The 22,620-nt window shown below is 50.3% G+C and carries 19 protein-coding genes; 7 read left to right on the top strand and 12 right to left on the bottom strand.

From position 1 onward, the window contains the following. Nucleotides 1-2: 2 nt before the first annotated feature. From yejF to yeiP, 10 genes are all read right to left on the bottom strand, one after another. Nucleotides 3-1,592: a microcin C ABC transporter ATP-binding protein YejF gene (gene yejF / locus WC5_RS02020; protein ID WP_000194935.1), complete on the bottom strand. Its 1,590-nt coding sequence runs from the start codon at nucleotides 1,590-1,592 to the stop codon at nucleotides 3-5. 1 nt (nucleotide 1,593) lies between these two features. Then, nucleotides 1,594-2,619, bottom strand: coding sequence for an ABC transporter permease (locus WC5_RS02025; protein ID WP_000088903.1), 1,026 nt, complete (start codon nucleotides 2,617-2,619; stop codon nucleotides 1,594-1,596). Continuing rightward, a complete protein-coding gene (locus WC5_RS02030) occupies nucleotides 2,619-3,713 on the bottom strand; it encodes a microcin C ABC transporter permease YejB (protein WP_000501593.1) in 1,095 nt (364 codons plus the stop codon). The genes WC5_RS02025 and WC5_RS02030 overlap by 1 nt, the downstream gene beginning before the upstream one ends. After that, entirely contained in the window at nucleotides 3,714-5,528 is a 1,815-nt protein-coding gene (locus tag WC5_RS02035; protein WP_010348784.1) for an extracellular solute-binding protein, read from the bottom strand. It abuts the gene before it with no gap. An 81-nt stretch (nucleotides 5,529-5,609) separates the two neighbouring features. Continuing rightward, nucleotides 5,610-7,166 carry a cyclic di-GMP phosphodiesterase gene (locus WC5_RS02040; protein ID WP_000470614.1) on the bottom strand — a complete coding sequence of 519 codons (1,557 nt, stop codon included), beginning with the start codon at nucleotides 7,164-7,166 and terminating at the stop codon, nucleotides 5,610-5,612. A gap of 178 nt (nucleotides 7,167-7,344) precedes the next feature. Beyond that, a complete protein-coding gene (gene mepS / locus WC5_RS02045; protein ID WP_000241011.1) occupies nucleotides 7,345-7,911 on the bottom strand; it encodes a bifunctional murein DD-endopeptidase/murein LD-carboxypeptidase in 567 nt (188 codons plus the stop codon). A 412-nt stretch (nucleotides 7,912-8,323) separates the two neighbouring features. After that, on the bottom strand, nucleotides 8,324-9,037 hold the full coding sequence (gene lpxT / locus WC5_RS02050; protein ID WP_016231824.1) for a Kdo(2)-lipid A phosphotransferase: 714 nt from the start codon (nucleotides 9,035-9,037) through the stop codon (nucleotides 8,324-8,326). Between the two features lie 38 nt (nucleotides 9,038-9,075). Continuing rightward, nucleotides 9,076-10,062 (bottom strand): zinc-binding GTPase YeiR, encoded by a 987-nt coding sequence (yeiR, locus tag WC5_RS02055; protein WP_000198831.1) that lies wholly within the window; start codon nucleotides 10,060-10,062, stop codon nucleotides 9,076-9,078. Nucleotides 10,063-10,179: 117 nt separating this feature from the next. Continuing rightward, a complete protein-coding gene (locus WC5_RS02060; RefSeq protein WP_010348786.1) occupies nucleotides 10,180-11,646 on the bottom strand; it encodes a mannitol dehydrogenase family protein in 1,467 nt (488 codons plus the stop codon). A gap of 222 nt (nucleotides 11,647-11,868) precedes the next feature. Next, nucleotides 11,869-12,441, bottom strand: a complete 573-nt coding sequence (yeiP, locus tag WC5_RS02065; protein WP_001136831.1) for an elongation factor P-like protein YeiP — start codon at nucleotides 12,439-12,441, stop codon at nucleotides 11,869-11,871. 154 nt (nucleotides 12,442-12,595) lie between these two features. Here yeiP and WC5_RS02070 point away from each other — a divergent pair, with 154 nt between their 5' ends. Next, a complete protein-coding gene (locus WC5_RS02070) occupies nucleotides 12,596-12,850 on the top strand; it encodes a YkgJ family cysteine cluster protein (RefSeq protein WP_016231823.1) in 255 nt (84 codons plus the stop codon). Here the strand turns inward: WC5_RS02070 and setB are convergent. After that, nucleotides 12,847-14,028 (bottom strand): sugar efflux transporter SetB, encoded by a 1,182-nt coding sequence (gene setB, locus WC5_RS02075; RefSeq protein ID WP_000551965.1) that lies wholly within the window; start codon nucleotides 14,026-14,028, stop codon nucleotides 12,847-12,849. The genes WC5_RS02070 and setB overlap by 4 nt on opposite strands. A gap of 368 nt (nucleotides 14,029-14,396) precedes the next feature. Here setB and fruB point away from each other — a divergent pair, with 368 nt between their 5' ends. From fruB to WC5_RS02105, 6 genes are all read left to right on the top strand, one after another. Beyond that, the gene (gene fruB / locus WC5_RS02080) at nucleotides 14,397-15,527 is read left to right on the top strand and encodes a fused PTS fructose transporter subunit IIA/HPr protein (RefSeq protein WP_000487253.1); all 1,131 of its coding nucleotides are present in this window, start codon (nucleotides 14,397-14,399) and stop codon (nucleotides 15,525-15,527) included. Then, on the top strand, nucleotides 15,527-16,465 hold the full coding sequence (gene fruK, locus WC5_RS02085) for a 1-phosphofructokinase (RefSeq protein WP_000091270.1): 939 nt from the start codon (nucleotides 15,527-15,529) through the stop codon (nucleotides 16,463-16,465). The genes fruB and fruK overlap by 1 nt, the downstream gene beginning before the upstream one ends. 16 nt (nucleotides 16,466-16,481) lie before the next feature. Continuing rightward, nucleotides 16,482-18,173 (top strand): PTS fructose transporter subunit IIBC, encoded by a 1,692-nt coding sequence (fruA, locus tag WC5_RS02090; RefSeq protein WP_000854430.1) that lies wholly within the window; start codon nucleotides 16,482-16,484, stop codon nucleotides 18,171-18,173. A gap of 423 nt (nucleotides 18,174-18,596) precedes the next feature. Next, entirely contained in the window at nucleotides 18,597-19,538 is a 942-nt protein-coding gene (locus WC5_RS02095) for a pseudouridine kinase (protein WP_001208149.1), read from the top strand. Next, on the top strand, nucleotides 19,526-20,464 hold the full coding sequence (gene psuG / locus WC5_RS02100) for a pseudouridine-5'-phosphate glycosidase (RefSeq protein ID WP_001292481.1): 939 nt from the start codon (nucleotides 19,526-19,528) through the stop codon (nucleotides 20,462-20,464). The genes WC5_RS02095 and psuG overlap by 13 nt, the downstream gene beginning before the upstream one ends. Nucleotides 20,465-20,556: 92 nt before the next feature. After that, a complete protein-coding gene (locus tag WC5_RS02105; RefSeq protein ID WP_000353894.1) occupies nucleotides 20,557-21,807 on the top strand; it encodes a NupC/NupG family nucleoside CNT transporter in 1,251 nt (416 codons plus the stop codon). A 70-nt stretch (nucleotides 21,808-21,877) separates the two neighbouring features. Here WC5_RS02105 and WC5_RS02110 read toward each other — a convergent pair whose 3' ends face one another. Continuing rightward, on the bottom strand, nucleotides 21,878-22,576 hold the full coding sequence (locus WC5_RS02110) for a transcriptional regulator YeiL (RefSeq protein WP_000658616.1): 699 nt from the start codon (nucleotides 22,574-22,576) through the stop codon (nucleotides 21,878-21,880). Between the last annotated feature and the right edge of the window lie 44 nt (nucleotides 22,577-22,620).

Here is a 22,620-nt window from a genome sequence, read left to right as displayed (position 1 = left end):
CGTCAGCTTAACGCCAGTAGCTGACGCGTATACTCCTGCTGCGGTGCGGCAAATACGCGCGCGCACGGCCCTTGTTCCACCACTTCCCCTTGTCGCAGTACGATAACCTGATGACATAACGCGCGGACGACGTGTAAATCGTGGCTGATAAACAAATAGGCCAGTTGATGCTTTTGTTGCAATGATTTCAATAGCGTCAATATTTGCGCCTGTACCGTTTTGTCGAGCGACGATGTTGGTTCATCAAGAATGATCAGTGAAGGCTTAAGAATCAACGCCCTGGCAATCGCTATGCGTTGTCGTTGCCCCCCGGAAAACTCTGCCGGATAACGGTGGCGCGTTTCAGGATCTAATCCCACTTCATGCATCACCGCTTTCACTTGTTCTTCGCGTTGTGCGGCAGAAAGCGTCGGCTGGTGAACCCGTAATCCCTCCTCAATAATCTGCAATACGTTGAGTCGTGGATTGAGCGAGGAGTTTGGATCCTGAAATACCACCTGAATGCGATGGCGAATCGGCAATAGCTGGCGGCGATTTAAATTTTGCAATGGCTGACCGTCAAAGACGATGCTGCCCTGAGAGTTAATCAGCCGCAGTAGCGCCAGTCCTGTAGTGCTTTTACCGGAACCGGACTCGCCCACTAAACCCAGCGTTTCACCTGCCCGTAGCGTAAAACTGACACTTTTCACCACCACGTTATGATCGACAACGCGTTTTAAAATCCCCTTGCGAATGGGGAAGGCAACCTGAAGCTGTTCAACATCAAGCAACGTTGAGGCAGGCTCTGGCAACGGCACCGGGTCGCCTGACGGCTCGCTGTTGAGTAGCTTTTGCGTGTAAGAATGAGCAGGGGAGGCAAATAGCGCAGTGGCGTTATTTTGCTCCACACAGTGACCGTTTTGCATCACTGCCACGCGGTGAGCCAGTTTTCTGACGATGCTGAGGTTATGAGTAATAAACAGCATCCCCATATTCAGTTCATGTTGCAGTTCGCGCAACAGCTGCAAAATCTGCGCCTGGACAGAGACGTCCAGCGCGGTGGTCGGTTCATCGGCAATTAATAATTCCGGTCGTGTTAATAGCGCCATCGCAATCATCACCCGCTGGCGTTCGCCGCCAGAGAGCTGATGCGGGTAATCTGTCAGTCGTTTTGCTGCCTGACGGATACCTACGCGATCAAGGCAATTTAATATCTCGCCACGTGCCGCTTCTCGTCGCATCCCGCGATGGAGTGAAAGCACTTCATAAAGCTGTTTTTCCAGGGTATGCAATGGATTTAACGACACCATTGGCTCCTGGAAGATCATGGCTATCTTATTACCGCGTACGCCGCGCAACGTTTGCTCGCTGGCATGAAGCAGCGATTCGCCATGAAAACGAATATCGCCGGAGAGATATTCAACCGGCGGTGAAGGGAGCAGACGTAAAATAGACAGTGCGGTAACGCTCTTGCCGGAACCTGACTCGCCTACCAGTGCCAGCGTTTCGCCAGCCTCAATCTGTAGTGAAACATCATTCACTACGGTACGAACAGTTTGCTGATGGCGAAAACCTACCGACAAGTTTTCAATCGCTAACAGAGTTTGCGTCATGCTACACCGCCTTATTAGGATCAAATGCGTCGCGGACTGCTTCACCAATAAAGATCAGCAAAGACAACAATATCGCCACCGACAAGAAGGCGGTGATCCCAAGCCACGGTGCCTGGAGGTTATTTTTTCCTTGTAACAGCAGTTCGCCGAGCGACGGTGAACCGAGCGGCAGACCGAAGCCGAGGAAATCGAGCGAGGTCAGGGTAGTTATTGAACTGCATAAAATAAACGGTAAAAAGGTAAGGGTAGCGACCATGGCATTTGGCAACATATGACGCAGAATTATACTGCGATCGCTGACGCCAAGCGCCTGAGCTGCACGGATGTAGTCGAAATTGCGGGTACGTAAAAACTCTGCGCGCACCACGCCGACCAGACTCATCCAGCCAAACAAAACGGTAATTGCCAGCAGCCACCAGAAGTTAGGCTGCACGACACTGGAGAGCAGAATAATTAAAAACAGCGTTGGCATTCCCGACCATACTTCAATAAAGCGTTGTCCCCAGAGATCGACTTTACCGCCGTAATAGCCTTGTAGCGCCCCCGCCAGCACGCCCATCACGCTGGAACAGAGTGTCAACATCAAACCAAACAGAACCGAGATCCGCGTACCATACAGAATGCGCGCCAGCACATCACCGCCGTTGGCATCGGTTCCCAGCCAGTTTTGTCTGGATGGCGGGGAAGGGAAAGGCTTATCGGTGGAAAAGTTGATACTGGTAGCACCAAAGCGAATCGGCGTCCACAGTACCCAGCCATTATCCTCCAGCCGTTGTTTCAGCCACGGGTCCTGATAATCAGCCTGGCTTGCCAGCGGGCCGCCAAAATCGCTTTCACTGTAGTTTTTCAGCAACGGGAAATACCAGCTGCCGTCATAACGCACCAGCAACGGTTTATCGTTGGCGATCAGTTCAGAACACAAACTCAAACCAAACAAGACGAGAAAAATCCATAACGACCAGTAGCCGCGACGGTTATGACGAAAACGTGCCCAACGGGCCTGATTGACGGGGCTGAGTCGCGACATTAGCGTCCCTCAAAATCAATACGCGGATCGACCAGCGTATAGCTGATATCACTGACGATATTCAGCAGCAGGCCAATCAGGGTGAAAATATACAGCGTGCCAAACATCACCGGATAATCGCGTGAGACGGTCGCTTCGTAGCCCAGTAAGCCAAGGCCATTGAGCGAAAACATCACCTCAATCAGCAGTGAACCGGTGAAAAACATGCTGATAAACGTCGCCGGAAAACCGGCAATCACCAGCAGCATGGCGTTACGAAACACATGTTTCCAGAGAATATTTTTCTCACTGACCCCTTTCGCACGCGCGGTCACCACGTATTGTTTGCGCACTTCATCAAGGAATGAGTTTTTGGTCAGCATCGTGAGTGCCGCAAAGCCGCCAATCACTGTCGCCAGCACGGGTAGCGTGATATGCCACAGATAATCGGTGATTTTCTGATACCACGGCAGCGAATCAAAATTAGCGGATACCAGGCCGCGCAGAGGGAACAGGTCGAAATAGCTGCCCCCTGCGAAGAAGACAATCAGCAAGATGGCAAATAAAAAGGCCGGAATGGCGTAACCGATGATGATAAATGCGCTACTCCAGACGTCAAAGCGGCTACCGTTATAAACGGCTTTGCAAATGCCTAACGGAATCGACACCAGATAGATAATCAGCGTGCTCCACAATCCGAGGGTGATGGAAACCGGCAGACTGTCTTTAATCAGCGTCAGCACCGAGGCGCTGCGAAACAGGCTGTCGCCGAAATCAAAGCGGATGTAGTCCCAGAGCATTTTGAAGTAACGTTCGTGGATCGGCTTATCGAAACCGTAGCGATGAGTGATCTCGGCGATCACTTCTGGATCTAATCCGCGTCCGCCACGGTAATTACTGTCGCTGATGTTGCCGACGCCCGTTTGCGCATGGCTGGCACGAACACCTTCGCCGCCTGCGCCGGGTAATACTCCGGCATTACCAAACTCAATGGCGGCGATAGCCTGATCGACCGGACCGCCAGGCGCAATTTGCACGATGAAAAAGTTGATGGTGATAATCGCCCATAACGTTGGGATCACCAGCAACAGACGGCGAATCAGATAAGCGCCCATCTACTCTCCCTGTTGTCTGGCTGACGGCAGTTTGCCCGCTTTATTGACGTCATACCACCAGGTATCGATACCGAGGCTGTAAATGGGGCGCACTGCTGGGTGAGAGAATTTATCCCACCAGGCAAGACGGTCTTCCGCCATGTACCACATCGGCAGCATGTAATAATTCCACGTTAATACGCGATCCAGTGCGCGCCCCAACGGCAGTAATTTTTCTTTATTTCCCTGCGCGGCAATAATCTGGTTGATCAGCGAGTCGATAACCGGACTTTGCACACCGGGGGCATTATAAGTGGAGTTGATATATTCCGATGACCAGGAAATCTGTAAATCGGAACTGGGCCACGGCATTGCTCGCCACACGCGCGGCATCATGTCATAGTCGCGACTGCGCATTCGGTTGGTGATTTGCGAGTTATCCACCTTGCGAATGTCCATATTGATGCCCAGCCGTTGCAGGCTGTGCTGGAACGGTAATACCCACTGACTATTGCTGCTCGAAGGCAACAATAACTCAAAGCTGAGCGGCTGACCCGTTGTGGTATTTACGCGTTGCTGACCCTTCAGCACCCAGCCTGCTTCGTTGAGAAGTTTGTCGGCTTTTAACAGGTTGTCACGATCGTAGCCATCGCCTTTGGATACCGGCGGCTGATAGATTTGCGTGAAGACTTCTGGCGGTAACTCTTTTTTCATCGGCGCCAGAAGCACCAGTTCCGCAGCGTCGGGGTAATTTCTGGCCGCGTATTCGGTATTCTGAAAATAACTGTTAGTGCGACTCCAGGCATTGTAAAACAACGCCTTGTTCATCCATTCAAAGTCAAAGGCGAGAGTGATGGCTTCCCGGACCCGGCGATCGCTGAATACCGGACGCTGGATGTTAAACGCCAGCCAGCGCGTATCCTGTGCTGATTCGTTCTTTTGCTCGTCTTTGATAATGTATTTTTTGTCGAAATTTTTACCGGTATAGCGCGTGGCCCAGTTTTTGGCGTCGTTTTCCATACGCAAATCAAAAGCGCCGGCTTTAAATGCTTCAAAGGCGACATTATCGTCGAGGTAATAATCGTAGCGAATGGTGTCGAAATTCCAGCGCCCACGGTTTACCGGTAAGTTTGCCGCCCAGTAATCTTTCACGCGGGAATAAACAATATTCTGCCCCATTTTCCAGGACGTAATTCGGTACGGACCACTGGCAAGTGGAGGCGTGGCGAGCGGGTCGCTAAGTTTGTGATCTTTCCAGTACTTTTCTGGAAACACCGGCAGCGAAAACAGACTAAGCATATCTTCTTTACCGGGTTTGGCTAATTCAATGCGCACGGTTAAAGGCGCAATGGCTTTAACGGTAGTGCCTTTATAAACCAGACGAAATTGCGGTACGCCTTCGGTCATGAATTTTTGAAAAGTGAACTCAACATCGCGGGCAGTAATAGGCGAACCATCATGAAAACGGGCGCGCGGATTAATTGCGATCTCCACCCAGGAATAATCGTCAGCATAGCGCGCGCTTTCGGCAATCAGCGGGTAATAACTGCCTGGCTCGTCATCGGAGGTGGTAAATAGCGTGTCGTACAGCTGCTCGGTACGTGCGCCAGGGTTACCGCGCAGTGCATAGCGGTTGAAATTATCGAAGGTTCCAATGGAGGATAACGTTATTTGCCCACCTTTTGGCGCGGCGGGGTTCACATAATCAAAATGGTTGAAATTAAACGCGTACCGGGGTTCTCCCAGCACCGCAAAGGCATAGCTTTCCTTGATAGCCTGCGCCTGCACACCAAAGGTGAACAGAGCGATAAACAGCAGCAGTATGCGCACAATCATCTGCAACGGATTTCCTTTTACTCATCATTAGCCGCAATCCGGCATACTTTCACTATGAATAATAAGGGACGCACGCACACCTTACCACTGTGGCGTATGAGGTTTCTCCAGCCAGCGGATAAAATCATCCAGCGGCAGGGGGCGGCTAATCCAGTAACCTTGCAGGAAATTAACGCCACGTTCGCGCAGCCAGCGCGCCTGTTCCGGTGTTTCGACCCCTTCAGCAACTGTCAGCATATTGAGGCGTTTCGCCAGTGTCAGCACCGCGTCAAGTACCGGTGAGGTGACCGTTTCCGTACCTATGGCGTTGATAAAGCCACGGTCAATTTTCAGATAATCGAGTGTGAAGCGTTCCAGATAGATAAGCGCACTGTGTCCGGTGCCGAAGTCATCAATGGCAATTTCTACGCCGACAGAATGCAGCCATGCGAAAAGCTGTGATGCTTCATGCTCTTTCAGCATATCGCGTTCGGTAATTTCCAGTACAATCTGGAAATGGTGCGCAGGCAGGGAGGCAATCAGCCGGTGTATATCGGCTTTAAAGCTCTCGCTGTGCAGATGATCCGGCGCGATGTTAATGCCAAATTTCACGCCCACCGGCAGTACGTTTTCTAATTTTGCGGCATCACGCGCAATCAACTCAAACAGATGCTGGGTGAGAGGCACAATCATCTTTTGCGATTCGGCATAGTGAATGAAGGCATCCGGGGGAATTTCACCCACTACCGGGTGACGCCAGCGTAGCAGTACTTCCAGGCCGGTTACCCGCAGCGTTTGTGCATCAACCACCGGTTGATACACCACGTAAAATTGCTCACGTTTGATGGCCATCATAATTTCTCTGCCAGGGCGCATACGCACGCTCATCAGGTAATAGCAGAGCAGGCCAACGACAGTTCCACTCATGCCTCCGAGTAAAAACGCGTACCACACATCGTTCCATGTCCAGTCATCAGCATAAAGCCGAACGGTCAGCGGAAGGCCTGCAATTTTGGTTTCGCGTACAGGCGTGCCGGTTAACTCACGGACGTTCATCAAATGCGACGTAAAGGTCGATAGCGCAGTATCACCAATAATGAGTGCGATACCGTTGAAATCTTGCTGGTGATAGCTATAGAAAATATAAGGCGTCAGGTTCAGATTCAATGCCGCAAAAACGCCGCTATTTTTTAATAAAGGGTTACGATACCAGATGACGATCGTTGGTTTATTGGGCACCATCGGTGTGCCTGGCAATATTGCCATATCAATATCTTTGCCGATATTTAGTGCCGGAATCAGTTCACTGAGTGGGATATCCATCTCACCAGTCGCAGATGAGCAGAAGCTTTTTTTATCCTTTACCAGCACAAACGTTCGCACATTCATGCTAAATGCTGCGCGTGCAGTCAGCTCCGGGTTTGCTTGCTGGCAGGTATCTAAGGTAAGCGGCTGGAGCCTGTCAGTGGTGGATTTCAGGTCGGCAAAATAGGTATTGAGATATTTTTGCACGTCGCTAATCAAGGTGTCGTATTTGACTTCGTGTTTATGCCAGGCCACTAAAAACTGAAGGCAGCTGACCAGTATCGCAATCATCACGCCCGCAATAATACAGGTGAGCAGGATCTTACGTCCAGAAGAGGGAGCTCGTATGAACATGGTTCCGATAATATCCTGAAAATACGACAACACTAAAAGGAAAGAATGACGGGACTATAGCCTGGTTCAAGATGTGGAAACATCATTTTCTCGGATGAGAAAAACCAAAAAGCACTGCCTAAGCAGTGCTTTCCGTTAACTCGTCAGGATAGCCAAGGGATTGCATCCAAACGATTTATTAGCTACGGCTGAGAACCCGACGTGCTTCGTTGTAACGCTTCTTCCAGTACGGCTCATTCATGCTGGAAATAATTACACCACTGCTGGTGGATGCGTGAACAAACTGATTATTACCGATATAAATACCGACATGGCGTCCGGTTGAACCCGCGCGGAACAGGACTAAGTCGCCTGTACGCAAATTACTACGGGAAACTGATTTCCCCATTTCCTGCTGTTCATACGTTGAACGCGGAAGTTCTAAGCCAAATTGCTCACGGAAGGTACGTTGTACAAAACCAGAACAATCGATACCTTTTTTGGTGCTGCCGCCCAGACGATAACGAACGCCTTTCCAGTCAGCATACTGATCCATAATTCGAGATTTCACGTCGACATTACGAACCAGGTTTTCAAATTCATCCTGAGAAGCTTGCAGTGATGATGTTTCACTACCCACTGCACGTGTCTCAGGATGCATATTCTTTGCGGTGTTGTTTGCACTACATGCAGAAAGCAGAACCGCTACTGCAATCGCGGGAATGCCGCGCAAGATATATCTCAAAATCGGTTGAGATTTGACCATGTTGTTTGTTTTCCCTTGAAGTCCTTAACGATAAATATCGTTATAAAAAAATGCCAAGCGACACGAGACTAATTACCTGGGCATGTTGAAACAATTCCTTAAGGCCAAATCTGTGGACTAACGCACAAAATTATATGCTGTGAGGATAATTTAACGCCGAGGCAAAACGAGTTCGAGATTACCCGATTGGCGCGGTCTTGGCGAGCGGTTTTACATGATTTTTTATAAGAAAAAGTGATACAGAAAGTTAATAAGTGGGATTGGTTAATTAAAGAACAATTGTGCGAAAAACATGCAATTCATTCATTTACTTAAAGAATGAGCATTGTGTTCGATGAATGAAAGCAATGGTGCGTATCATCAGGATTATCCTCACTATAAAAATAAACCTGATGATGTTAATTACTGTGAGTTATTTGTTTTGGAAATGTTTACTTTTTCCCGGTAGTGATTTGTCAAAAAAGATGATTAATCGATCACTTAATGGTGTCAACAGCACCCAGGGTAAACCGATCAATATCACGGTCATGGAGCCGACAATGATATCGGTAAACCAGTGTGCGCCAATCATTACTCTGGGAAATGCAAAAACCACAAAAATAATAATGCCGATAAGACCTGCGACTTTTCCGAAATAACGCCACATAAAGGCGGAAAAAATAAGTAGCATCATGCCGTGAGCGCCGGGAAAGCTATCTCGTGATGCATCTTTCGTGGGTACAGGTAGCAGTTCGCTGACGCGGTTAATATCTGTAAAGGTTAATGTCGGACTGGCTCGTTTGACCGGAATTAATGCCTGACCCAACTGGTTTAATACCACTGCGGTTAACAGCATTACCAGCCCAATAATTACGATACGCCGTCTTCCGGAGGCGTTTTCTCTCAGCCAGAAACTCAGCATCAGCATTCCCATTGCCAGCAGTGAACAACCGTCGAATGCACGATTATTGGTCAATGCAACCAGCCATAAAAAGGCCTTACTTTCGACCAGTTTCTGATTAAAAAAATAAAAAATATCCGCATCAATCGGTAACCAGAATCCATGATTAACGGGTATGTACCAGGAAAGAAACAGCACGAGGCCGACAACGTTCAACAACACTATTTGCGGCAAATTTTTAATCATATTTTCTCTAATTATCTTACTGAAAAACGCAGGCAACCTTACGCGCTGGTCGCTAAACGAAGCTTCAACAGCGCGCTTTGTAAGGCGTTCCAGTCAGTTTCGCCGCTGGAGATCAGCTCAATACGGCTATCCGGCGGTGCAACGTTTTGCGTTTCAATGTGCAGGTCATCGCCCTGACGGTTGATTCGCACCAGCCCTTCTGGAATGCGCATTACGCCTTTTACGCGTTCCACCGGTGCAAGTCGTGCCCATTCCAGAATGCCAATGGTGTCGAACACCGTGTCGGCGTCAAAAATCCAGCCGCAGGCCTGATGTCCTTGTCCGCTGTTCAGACTGCGACGCCAGCGTTGATGTTCTGGCAGACTTAAAGCCGCTAACCCTTTTTTCACGGTATGCTGATGTGAATGGGCGGCGCTGGCAGGCAACTCGGTTAAATTGCGACGGGGTAAATCCAGAAGATGACCTTCAATTTGCCCATGTTCGCAGTGAATTAATTGCCGATCGCCACCATTTTGTTGCCACCAGCGTTGCAACGCTTGCTCGCTTTCGGGCGTCGTGCGGTCGGATTTATTGGCAACAATGATGTCTGCGGCAGCCAACTGGTCACGGAAGTTTTCATTTTTGACGCTTTTTTCGTCCAGCAGCAGGCGTGGGTCGAGAATACACAACGTGGCGCGCAAGTCGATCCAGGGTTCATAGACTGGTGCGGTTAATAGATCGAGGATCTGTTTCGGATGGCCCAGCCCGGTTGGCTCTATCAACAAGCGGTCTGGTTTTCCCTGGCGCAGCAAAGTATTCAACCCTACCTGCATGGGTAAACCATTAACGCAGCACATGCAGCCGCCGGGGATCTCTTTCAGCAATGCGCCGCTATCGGCGAGCAAAGCGCCATCAATTCCGACTTCCCCAAATTCATTAACCAGTACCGCCCATTTTTCGTTTGGATCTTTATGGGCTAGCAGATGAAGAATCGACGTGGTTTTCCCGCTGCCGAGAAAACCGGTGATGAGGTTGGTCCTGGTCACAGCGGCTCCGCAATACTCTGATAAGTTAACTGTGCGTTAATCCTGGCTAAAAAAGGCAGAAAAGAGAAGGGGAGAGCGGACGAAGGCTGGCTTCATCCGCTTTAACCGCAGAAATCGTTAAATTTTGAGGGTATTTAATAGCGCCTGATGCGCCCCAAACTGCGCGATTTGTTGCCAGGCTTGTTCGATAGCCTGAACAAAATGCGGGTTATTTGGCAGGTCATCACCGAAAACTTCACGCAGAGAAAGCAGGGCGATTACGCGTTGTTCACTGCTGCTGCTCGCAACCAGGTCGCGAATTTTATCGCTAAGCGGATCGCGAACATCAATAGCATTTCCGGCATCATCAACACCGCACACATACCGCATCCAGCCTGCAACGCCTAATGCCAACAATGACCAGTCTGTTCCGCGCGCCAGATGGATGCGAATGCCTGCCAGCATACGCTGCGGTAATTTCTGGCTGCCATCCATCGCGATTTGCCAGGTCTTATGTTTCAGCGACGGGTTAGCAAAACGTGCAATTAACTTATCCGCATATTGTGTTAAATCGACATCTTTGATCCGCAGCGTCGGCGCCTGCTCATCCAGCATTAACGTTCTGGCGGCACGGCGAAATGCGCGATCCTGCATACAATCACTGATGTGGGCGAATCCTGCGAGATAACCCAGATAAGCGAGAAAAGAGTGACTACCATTAAGCATACGCAGTTTCATCTCCTCCCACGGCAGGACATCATTGACCATCTGCACGCCAGCGACTTCCCAGGCAGGGCGCCCCGCGACAAAGTTATCTTCAACCACCCATTGGATAAACGGCTCGCAGCTAATCGCACAGGGATCATTCACGCCCAGATGCTGGCTAATTTCCGCCAGTGATTCGTCGGTTGCTGCCGGGACAATGCGGTCTACCATGGTTCCCGGAAAGCTGACGTGATCTTTTATCCATTCCGCAAGTTCTGGCGAACGTTTTTCCGCCATCCCCAGCACCGCGTTTTTCACCACATGGCCATTATCGGGAATGTTGTCGCAGGAGAGCACGGTAAACGGTGCAAGGCCGCGTTCACGGCGGCGTTTCAGTGCTTCGACGAGAATGCCTGGCGCGGAGTGAGGCTCTTCAGGGTTTTGTAGATCGTGAATAATCCGCGCATTGCTGGTGTCGAGTGCACCGGTCGCCGGGTCAATGCAATAGCCTTTTTCGGTAATCGTCAGGGAAACAATTGCCACCTGCGGCTCGCAAAACTTCTCAATAATTGCCGCTAATGAATCCAGTTTTGCATTCAGGCACTCGTGAACGGCTCCAATAATAATCGCCTGGTTACCGTCTGCGCCTTTCTCTAACACGGTGTATAAATGATCCTGCGCGCGAAGCTGGCTCATCAGCTGATCACCACTGAACAGGCTGATTTCACAAATTCCCCAGTCACCACCCAACGCACTCAGTACACGGTCGGTTAATAGTGCCTGATGCGCACGGTGGAAGGCTCCAAACCCAAAATGAACGATACGGGATTTCAATTGTTGCCGATCGTAGCAGGGCGAGTGTACGTGCTGCGGGAGTGTAACGGAGGCGATTGTATTCATAGGAGTCACGTCTTAGTAACGATTAATTAACAACGACAGTGTAAAGTTATATGACAGCAATTGAAATTGGTCTGGATTGTTAATGCGGTGAAGTGTGAGGGCGATCAATGTACTGGTGAATATTGCGGGAGAACGATGTTCAGGAAGCGCAAAATAAAAGATTGGTATAATAAATTAAAAAAGGGATAGCCTGAGCTATCCCTTTTCTGAATGTGGCTGAAATTAGTCAGCACGTCCCATATAACGGCGTTCTTCGATATGGATACGAATTTTTTCGCCCGGGCTTAAATATTCTGGTACTTGAATGACCAGACCGGTGCTCAATGTCGCCGGTTTGTTACGGGCGCTGGCAGACGCGCCTTTGATGCCCGGTGCGGTTTCAACGATTTCCAGATCAACGGTTTGCGGCAGTTCAAGTGCCAGCAGTTGACCGTCCCAGGTCAGAACCTGCATATCCGGCATACCGCCTTCTGGCATAAACATCAGTTCTTCTTCGATCTGATCTTTTGTGAAGGTATACGGGGTATAGTCTTCTTTATCCATAAAGACATATTCGTTGCCATCGACGTAGGAGAAGTCAACGTAACGACGGGTCAGCGTTACGGTGTCAACGATATCATCGCCTTTGAAGCGTTCTTCCACTTTCAGCCCGGTACGGACATCAGAAAAACGCATTTTGTACAGCGTAGCGGCACCACGGGCGGTTGGCGACTGAATATCAATATCCTTAACCAGCAGCAATTTGCCGTTGTAATTCAGTACCATACCCTTTTTAATTTCGTTCGCTCTTGGCATCGAAAAATTCCTGTTATCGAAAATGTCAAAAATATCGCGTCAAACTACTCGCGACGAGCCTTTCAGGCAAGTGGTATTCGCACTTTTGCTGGTGCAAAAAAGGTGGTACTGTGCGCGCTCATCAATCCGGTGGTTAACCTTAAGAGAACAACGTATGGAATGCCGTCCGGATTGCGGGGCGTGTTGCACAGCCCCTTCAATTTCCAGTCCTATACCCGGTATGCCAGATGGCAAGCCCGCCAATACGCCCTGCATTCAGCTTGATGAACAACAACGTTGTAAAATTTTTACATCACCGCTACGTCCGAAAGTTTGCGCAGGTTTACAAGCCAGTGCTGAAATGTGCGGCAATACGCGTCAGCAGGCGATGACCTGGCTTATCGATCTGGAAATACTGACCACGCCTTAAACATCTTTAATCCGCAGTAAGCAGAACAGAGTGGCGATAATCATCACCATCGCAAACCAGAACACGGCGTGATAATTCCAGATTTCGGCGACTATGCCCGCCACTGACCCCGCGATGATCCAGCCCACACGAGACGTATTGGTATAGAGCGTGGTTGCTGAACCCGCCTGACCAGGCATCAGATCCTGAAAATAGAGCATCCCGATGCCACCCAGAATGCCAATAAAAATAGCATTCAGTAGCTGCAAACCCAACAGAATGACAGGTGAATGCGCCATCAACATACCTGCGTAAAAACAGACGCCACCCACGGCGGCAACGCGCATTAAGAAACGCTTACCCAGACGTTTGGCAAAATAACCCGCAATCAACATGGTCGGGATTTCCAGGCCTGCGGCGGTTCCCATCATCACGCCCGCCAGTTTCTCAGGAAGATGTAATTCGTTGATAATAAACAGTGGCATGTTGATGATGTACAGGCTATTTGACCCCCACATCAACGTACAAATGACAAACAGCAGTAGCGTATCGCGACGATTACGGCGCGGCGCTTCAACCGTGCCGGTCGCCAGCGGAACCTCTTTTTGCATCGATGGTAAAAATAGCCACACCATCACGCCGCAGATAATAAACGCCACTGCTGCGCTGAGATACATCACCGTAAAGCTGAACCCCATCGCCAGAGCATAAGCCAGCGGCGGACCAATGACCCATGCCAACGAAACCTGAGCACGTAAAAAAGAGCTGAACATCACCGCTTCACGCCCGGTTTTGTCAGCGTGCTCACGGGCAAGAGCAAACATTTGCGGGTTGGCGGTAGAGCCAAAGCTACTAAGAAAGACACCAACGAACAGCAAAACAAAGTAGTTGCGGTTCCAGGCAAAAAGGGTGCAGGCCAGCACGCCTAACAGGCAGCAAAAGACAATCAGTGATTTACGATCGCCGCGCTTATCAGAGCGTCCGGCGAGAAACTGACTCACCAGAATCCCGATGACAGCACTGCCGGTAAAGAAGAATCCCACCATCGCCGGACGGGCGTGCACTTCATCGGTAAGGAATATACTGAGCGTTGGGGTTTGCAGAGCGCCCGCAATACCGGTGAGAAAGGCAACGATTAAAAACGCCGTCGATGTCAGGTCAAACGATTTCGCGCTGGAGACTGCGGGGGAGTTATGCATGCTGGTCGATCACTGAAAGATGGAGACGCGGAGTTTACGCTGCTTGTCAGAAAATAAACAGTCAGTGAAATCAAACTCGCCACGAATAATCAAAATGCCATTTCACTCTTGTTGATTGTCTGCTGACGCTGCTGAAATGAAATTGCTGACAACGGATTTCTCCCGTCAGCAATTAGGAAAAATGACAAAAAATTGTGCAGCACATCAAACTTTTGGTCATAAGTTTACAGCTTCCCTTGCGTGCTGAAACAGAAGTATTATGCTTTCTTGAAACGTTTCAGCGCGATCTTGTCTTTAACCCTAAGCCAGGTTGGCGCTTTTTTTCTCATAGAGGCTGAATCGTTTCAATTCAGCAAGAGAGGAGAACTATGTTCCAGTTATCCGTACAGGACATCCATCCGGGCGAAAAGGCCGGAGACAAAGAAGAGGCGATTCGCCAGGTCGCTGCGGCGCTGGTGCAGGCCGGTAATGTAGCTGAAGGCTACGTCAATGGCATGCTGGCGCGCGAGCAGCAAACCTCAACGTTCCTCGGCAATGGTATTGCCATTCCCCACGGCACCACCGACACCCGCGATCAGGTGCTTAAAACCGGCGTTCAGGTGTTTCAGTTCCCGGAAGGCGTCACCTGGGGTGACGGTCAGGTGGCGTACGTGGCGATCGGTATTGCCGCCAGCTCGGACGAACATCTGGGCCTGCTGCGCCAGTTGACCCACGTACTGAGCGATGATTCCGTTGCTGAACAATTGAAGTCAGCCACCACAGCAGAAGAACTTCGCGCATTGCTGATGGGCGAAAAGCAGAGTGAGCAGCTGAAACTCGACAACGAAATGCTGACGCTGGATATCGTTGCCAGCGATCTGCTGACTCTTCAGGCGCTGAACGCTGCGCGTCTGAAAGAAGCGGGGGCCGTTGACGCCACCTTCGTCACCAAAGCCATCAATGAACAGCCGCTGAATCTCGGACAGGGCATCTGGCTGAGCGATAGCGCCGAAGGCAACCTGCGTAGCGCGATTGCGGTAAGCCGTGCGGCAAATGCTTTTGATGTGGACGGCGAAACGGCAGCCATGCTGGTGAGTGTGGCAATGAATGACGATCAGCCCGTCGCGGTTCTTAAGCGTCTCGCCGATCTGTTACTCGACAATAAAGCTGACCGTTTGCTGAAAGCGGATGCGGCAACATTGCTGGCACTGCTGACCAGCGATGATGCGCCGACTGACGACGTGTTAAGCGCGGAGTTTGTGGTGCGCAACGAACACGGCCTGCATGCTCGTCCAGGCACCATGCTGGTCAATACCATTAAACAATTTAACAGTGATATTACCGTGACAAACCTTGATGGCACCGGCAAACCGGCAAACGGACGTAGTCTGATGAAAGTTGTGGCACTTGGCGTTAAGAAAGGTCATCGCCTGCGCTTTACCGCCCAGGGGGCGGATGCTGAACAGGCACTGAAGGCAATTGGCGACGCCATCGCCGCAGGTCTTGGGGAGGGCGCGTAATGAGCAGACGTGTTGCTACGATCACCCTCAATCCGGCGTATGACCTTGTTGGTTTCTGCCCGGAAATTGAGCGCGGCGAAGTGAACCTGGTGAAAACTACCGGTCTTCATGCGGCGGGTAAAGGTATCAATGTTGCCAAAGTTCTGAAAGATCTGGGTATTGATGTCACCGTTGGCGGCTTCCTGGGTAAAGACAATCAGGACGGATTTCAGCAACTGTTCAGCGAGCTGGGCATTGCCAACCGTTTCCAGGTTGTACAGGGGCGTACCCGCATTAACGTTAAGTTGACGGAAAAAGACGGCGAAGTTACTGACCTCAATTTCTCTGGTTTCGAAGTCACTCCTGCCGACTGGGAACGCTTTGTGACTGATTCTCTGAGCTGGCTCGGTCAGTTCGATATGGTCTGTGTCAGCGGCAGCTTACCGTCAGGCGTCAGCCCGGAAGCATTCACCGACTGGATGACTCGCCTGCGTAGTCAGTGTCCTTGCATTATCTTTGATAGTAGCCGCGAAGCATTAGTGGCAGGTTTGAAAGCGGCACCGTGGCTGGTGAAACCTAACCGTCGCGAGCTGGAAATCTGGGCAGGCCGTAAACTGCCTGAAATGAAAGATGTCATTGAAGCTGCACATGCGCTACGTGAACAAGGTATCGCGCATGTCGTAATTTCACTGGGTGCCGAAGGCGCGCTTTGGGTTAATGCCTCCGGCGAATGGATCGCCAAACCACCGTCAGTCGATGTCGTAAGCACTGTTGGCGCAGGGGATTCCATGGTTGGCGGCCTCATTTATGGCTTGCTGATGCGTGAATCCAGTGAACACACACTGCGTCTGGCAACGGCTGTTGCAGCCCTGGCGGTCAGTCAAAGCAATGTGGGTATTACCGATCGTCCGCAGTTGGCCGCAATGATGGCGCGCGTCGACTTACAACCTTTTAACTGACAGCAGGAGAGGCATAATGAAAACGCTGCTGATTATTGACGCTAATCTCGGTCAGGCACGCGCCTATATGGCGAAGACCCTGCTGGGCGCGGCGGCGCGAAAAGCAAAACTGGAAATCATCGACAATCCGAACGACGCTGAAATGGCGATTGTTCTGGGTGATTCCATCCCGAACGACAGCGCGCTGAACGGTAAAAATGTCTGGCTGGGCGATATTTCCCGCGCAGTCGCGCACCCTGAGCTGTTCCTGAGTGAAGCCAAAGGCCATGCGAAGCCTTACACTGCGCCAGCCGCTGCGACAGCACTGATTGCCGCCAGCGGCCCGAAACGCGTGGTTGCGGTGACTGCTTGCCCAACTGGCGTAGCACATACCTTTATGGCTGCTGAAGCCATTGAAACCGAAGCGAAAAAACGTGGCTGGTGGGTGAAAGTTGAAACTCGTGGCTCCGTTGGTGCGGGTAACGCGATCACGCCTGAAGAAGTGGCAGCAGCGGATCTGGTGATTGTGGCAGCAGATATCGAAGTGGATCTGGCAAAATTTGCCGGTAAACCGATGTATCGCACTTCTACCGGTCTGGCGCTGAAGAAAACGGCGCAGGAGCTGGATAAAGCGGTTGCTGAAGCGACGCCTTACGAACCGGCGGGCAAAGCTCAAACGGCAACTACTGAAGGTAAGAAAGAGAGTGCAGGCGCGTACCGTCACCTGCTGACGGGCGTTTCCTACATGCTGCCAATGGTGGTTGCGGGTGGTCTGTGTATCGCGCTTTCCTTTGCTTTTGGTATCGAAGCGTTTAAAGAGCAAGGGACGCTGGCGGCGGCGCTGATGCAGATTGGCGGTGGTTCAGCCTTTGCGCTGATGGTGCCGGTACTGGCGGGTTACATTGCCTTCTCCATTGCCGATCGTCCGGGTCTCACGCCGGGTCTGATTGGAGGTATGCTGGCGGTCAGCACAGGTTCTGGCTTCATTGGCGGGATTATTGCGGGCTTCCTGGCGGGTTACATCGCGAAGTTAATCAGTACGCAACTGAAACTGCCACAGAGTATGGAGGCGTTGAAACCGATTCTGATCATTCCGCTGATTTCCAGTCTGGTGGTCGGTCTGGCGATGATCTACCTGATCGGTAAACCGGTTGCTGGCATCCTCGAAAGTCTGACTCACTGGCTGCAAACCATGGGTACTGCGAATGCGGTTCTGCTGGGCGCGATCCTCGGTGGCATGATGTGTACTGACATGGGCGGTCCGGTAAACAAAGCGGCGTACGCGTTTGGTGTTGGTCTGCTGAGTACCCAAACCTATGGCCCGATGGCGGCGATTATGGCGGCAGGTATGGTGCCACCGCTGGCAATGGGTCTGGCAACAATGGTGGCGCGTCGCAAATTCGACAAAGCGCAGCAGGAAGGCGGCAAAGCGGCTCTGGTACTTGGCCTGTGCTTTATTTCGGAAGGTGCAATTCCGTTTGCTGCCCGTGATCCGATGCGAGTGCTGCCGTGCTGTATCGTTGGTGGGGCGCTGACTGGCGCAATCTCAATGGCGATTGGTGCGAAACTGATGGCACCGCACGGTGGTCTGTTTGTTCTGCTGATCCCTGGCGCCATTACGCCGGTACTGGGTTACCTGGTGGCAATTATTGCTGGTACGCTGGTGGCGGGTCTGGCCTATGCCTTCCTGAAACGTCCGGAAGCGGACGTTGTGGCGAAAGCAGCATAATAAAACGTGAACTACAGGGCAGAAATTTTCTGCCCTGTATCATTTGATGAGTGCAAGGTGAGTGATAAATTGTTGACGGCAATTCTATGATTTTGAATGGTTTTGTTTTCCAACAGAAAGCTGACACTCTCATCAAACAGTAACGTCATTTCCTCAAGGGCAGATTAATTTCTGCCCTTTTTTATTGTTTTCGTTCTGTGCATCACTTCACAATTTCTTCGCTTTTTCTAAAACCGCCAATAATAGCGTTTTGTGAGCCTGTTCAAATCTGCTCATTTTGCCCCTCTGGCGGTAATTTACTTTAAGTAAAACATGCATACTATGAGCACATGTTTAAATATGAACACATGTTTAAACCGTCTTTGCAGTACCTATATTTTTGTGGATTGACAGAGTTGGTAATTTTTTACCAGGGGATGTGCTATGCGCGAAAAGGATTATGTCGTAATTATAGGTTCGGCGAATATTGATGTCGCCGGATATTCACATGAATCATTAAACTATGCGGATTCAAATCCAGGGAAAATAAAATTTACTCCCGGTGGAGTAGGGCGCAATATCGCACAAAACCTCGCATTGCTGGGGAATAAAGCCTGGCTACTGAGCGCCGTAGGCAGTGATTTTTATGGTCAATCGCTGCTAACGCAAACCAATCAATCCGGCGTTTATGTCGATAAATGTCTGATTGTGCCAGGGGAAAATACGTCGAGCTATTTATCATTACTCGATAATACCGGTGAAATGCTGGTTGCTATAAATGACATGAATATTAGCAACTGTATTTCAGCGGAATATCTCGCACAGCACCGTGAATTTATTCAGGGGGCTAAGGTCATTGTCGCAGACTGTAATATCAGTGAAGAGGCATTGGTCTGGATTCTGGATAATGCCGCCGACGTACCGGTATTTGTCGATCCGGTTTCGGCCTGGAAATGCGTCAAAGTACGTGAGCGATTAAGTCAAATTCACACCCTGAAGCCAAACCGTCTGGAAGCAGAAACCCTGAGCGGGATTGCGCTTTCCGGAAGTGAAGATGTGGCAAAGGTTGCCGCCTGGTTCCATCAACATGGCCTGAACCGATTGGTTCTGAGCATGGGTGGCGATGGTGTTTATTACAGTGATATCAGCGGCGAAAACGGCTGGTCTGCACCGATTAAAACCAATGTCATTAATGTTACCGGAGCGGGCGATGCCATGATGGCGGGACTTGCTTCGTGTTGGGTAGACGGGATGCCGTTTGCCGAATCTGTTCGTTTTGCACAGGGATGTTCGTCAATGGCGCTCTCCTGTGAATACACCAATAACCCCGATTTATCGATTGCCAACGTTATATCGTTAGTGGAGAACGCAGAATGTCTGAATTAAAAATTTCCCCTGAATTATTACAAATTTCCCCGGAAGTGCAGGACGCTTTAAAAAACAAAAAACCGGTTGTGGCGCTGGAATCGACCATTATCTCTCACGGGATGCCGTTCCCGCAAAACGCCCAGACCGCAATTGAAGTAGAAGAAACTATTCGTCAACAGGGCGCTGTACCAGCCACTATCGCTATTATTGGCGGCGTGATGAAAGTGGGCTTAAGCAAAGAAGAAATTGAATTGCTGGGTCGTGAAGGACATAACGTAACGAAAGTTAGCCGTCGCGATTTACCTTTTGTTGTTGCTGCCGGAAAAAATGGTGCAACCACCGTTGCTTCTACCATGATTATTGCGGCGCTTGCCGGAATTAAAGTATTTGCCACCGGCGGTATTGGCGGTGTTCATCGCGGGGCGGAAAATACTTTCGATATTTCCGCCGATTTACAGGAACTGGCACACACTAATGTCACCGTAGTTTGTGCCGGAGCAAAATCTATTCTCGATTTAGGCTTAACCACCGAATATTTAGAAACTTTCGGTGTGCCATTGATTGGTTATCAGACCAAAGCATTGCCAGCGTTTTTCTGCCGCACCAGCCCGTTTGAGGTCAGTATCCGCCTCGACAGCGCCAGCGAAATTGCCCGTGCGATGGCGGTGAAATGGCAAAGCGGTCTGAACGGTGGCCTGGTAGTGGCAAACCCAATTCCGGAACAGTTTGCGATGCCGGAAGAAAGTATTAACGCTGCAATTGATCAGGCAGTTGCCGAAGCTGAAGAGCAAGGTGTAATCGGTAAAGAAAGTACGCCGTTCCTGCTGGCACGCGTTGCGGAACTGACCGGTGGCGATAGCCTGAAATCCAACATCCAGTTGGTGTTTAACAACGCCATTCTGGCGAGCGAAATTGCCAAAGAATACCAGCGTCTCGCGGGTTAATTTCTGACGGGCAGAAAGCCGTCGCCCGTACTCATCATACATACCGAAACCTGGCGCTGGCGCCGGGTTTACGGGCATGAAGGGAAATCATTATGGATATAATGAGAAGTGTTGTGGGGATGGTGGTGTTACTGGCAATAGCGTTTGTGTTGTCAGTGAATAAAAAGAGCATCAGTTTGCGCACGGTTGGAGCCGCGCTGCTGCTGCAAATCGCCATTGGCGGCATTATGCTCTACTTCCCACCGGGAAAATGGGCGGTAGAACAGGCAGCATTGGGCGTCCATAAAGTCATGTCCTACAGCGATGCGGGTAGCGCCTTTATTTTTGGTTCGCTGGTGGGGCCGAAAATGGATGTCCTGTTTGACGGCGCGGGCTTTATCTTCGCCTTTCGCGTACTTCCGGCGATTATTTTCGTTACTGCGCTCATCAGTCTGCTGTACTACATTGGCGTGATGGGACTGCTGATCCGCATTCTTGGCAGTATTTTCCAGAAAGCTCTCAACATCAGCAAAATAGAATCTTTTGTCGCGGTCACCACCATTTTCCTTGGGCAAAACGAGATCCCGGCGATCGTTAAACCGTTTATTGATCGCATGAATCGCAACGAGTTGTTTACCGCAATTTGTAGCGGCATGGCATCTATTGCCGGTTCGATGATGATTGGTTATGCCGGAATGGGTGTGCCGATTGACTATCTGTTAGCGGCATCGCTGATGGCGATCCCCGGCGGTATTTTGTTTGCGCGTATTCTTAGCCCGGCGACCGAGCCTTCGCAGGTGACATTTGAAAACCTGTCGTTCAGCGAAACGCCGCCAAAAAGTTTTATCGAAGCAGCGGCAAGCGGTGCGATGACCGGACTGAAAATTGCCGCAGGTGTGGCGACGGTGGTGATGGCGTTTGTGGCGATTATTGCGCTGATCAACGGCATTATCGGCGGAATTGGCGGCTGGTTTGGTTTTGCCAATGCCTCTCTGGAAAGTATTTTTGGCTATGTTCTGGCACCGTTGGCGTGGATCATGGGCGTGGACTGGAGTGATGCCAATCTTGCGGGTAGCCTGATTGGACAGAAACTGGCGATTAACGAATTTGTCGCTTACCTGAGTTTCTCGCCATATCTGCAAACGGGCAGCACGCTGGACGTGAAAACAGTTGCCATTATCTCCTTTGCGCTTTGTGGTTTCGCTAACTTTGGTTCTATTGGTGTTGTCGTTGGGGCGTTCTCGGCTATTTCGCCAAAACGCGCGCCGGAAATCGCCCAGCTTGGATTACGTGCGCTGGCAGCGGCTACGCTCTCCAACCTGATGAGTGCGACCATTGCCGGGTTCTTTATTGGGCTGGCGTAATGCTCGATTTGTAAGCCGGATAAGACGCGTCAAGCGCCGCATCCGGCTATCGCGCTATTGCAAATAATTTTTACTGCATCATCCCGGAGAATTTATTCTCCGGGTCCATCTCCAGCGCCAGTCCTAACAACTGCTTTCTGTTTTTAATCAGATACCCTTTCTTATTTTTAATTAATAAACCGTCGTGAATGAATTGTGCGAGAACATATAAAAGGTGTCGGTAAGAAACGCCTAAATACTCTGCCGCTTGCGTATGCTTTTCGTGATAAAGTTCACCTTCCTGCGAGAGTAATATAAATGCTGCCAGGCGATTCACTAACGGAAATGATTGATTCTGAGTTAAAGAAATAATATTGCGATAATTTTTATGACTTAAGGCGACGCAGAGTTTTCGTAAAAATAGCGTGTCGTTTAATAATAGCGGACGGTAGTGTTTCATGGGGAGCGCAATACACCAACACTCTTCAATAGCCTGCACCGCACGCGGTTCATGGTCTTTATCTATTAACTCAATCTCGCCAATAAAACAGGGCGCAGCAAAGAAATCAATCAGCGACACGCGTCCATTGGCAAGCGTGGCGTAAAGCCTGGCGCGGCCTCGCGTCAGATAAAACAGCCAGGACGGCTGTTGCCCTTCCTGCACAATGTAGTCACGCGCTAAAAAATGAAACAGCCGCGTATCGGCTGAAACATCCGTTGAAAAGCACTCATTAAATGCGGACTCACCAATCAGTTGCTGTTTAAGTTCATTATTGTGGATTTCTTTCACGATGTTTATCCGCTATGAGATTTCTCATATTTAGCATACGTACG

It is taken from the genome of Escherichia sp. KTE114 (assembly GCF_000407765.1).
Lineage (GTDB): Bacteria > Pseudomonadota > Gammaproteobacteria > Enterobacterales > Enterobacteriaceae > Escherichia > Escherichia ruysiae.
The sequence above is the reverse complement of the archived record's forward strand: the minus strand, read 5'-3'. Positions and strand labels throughout refer to the sequence as shown.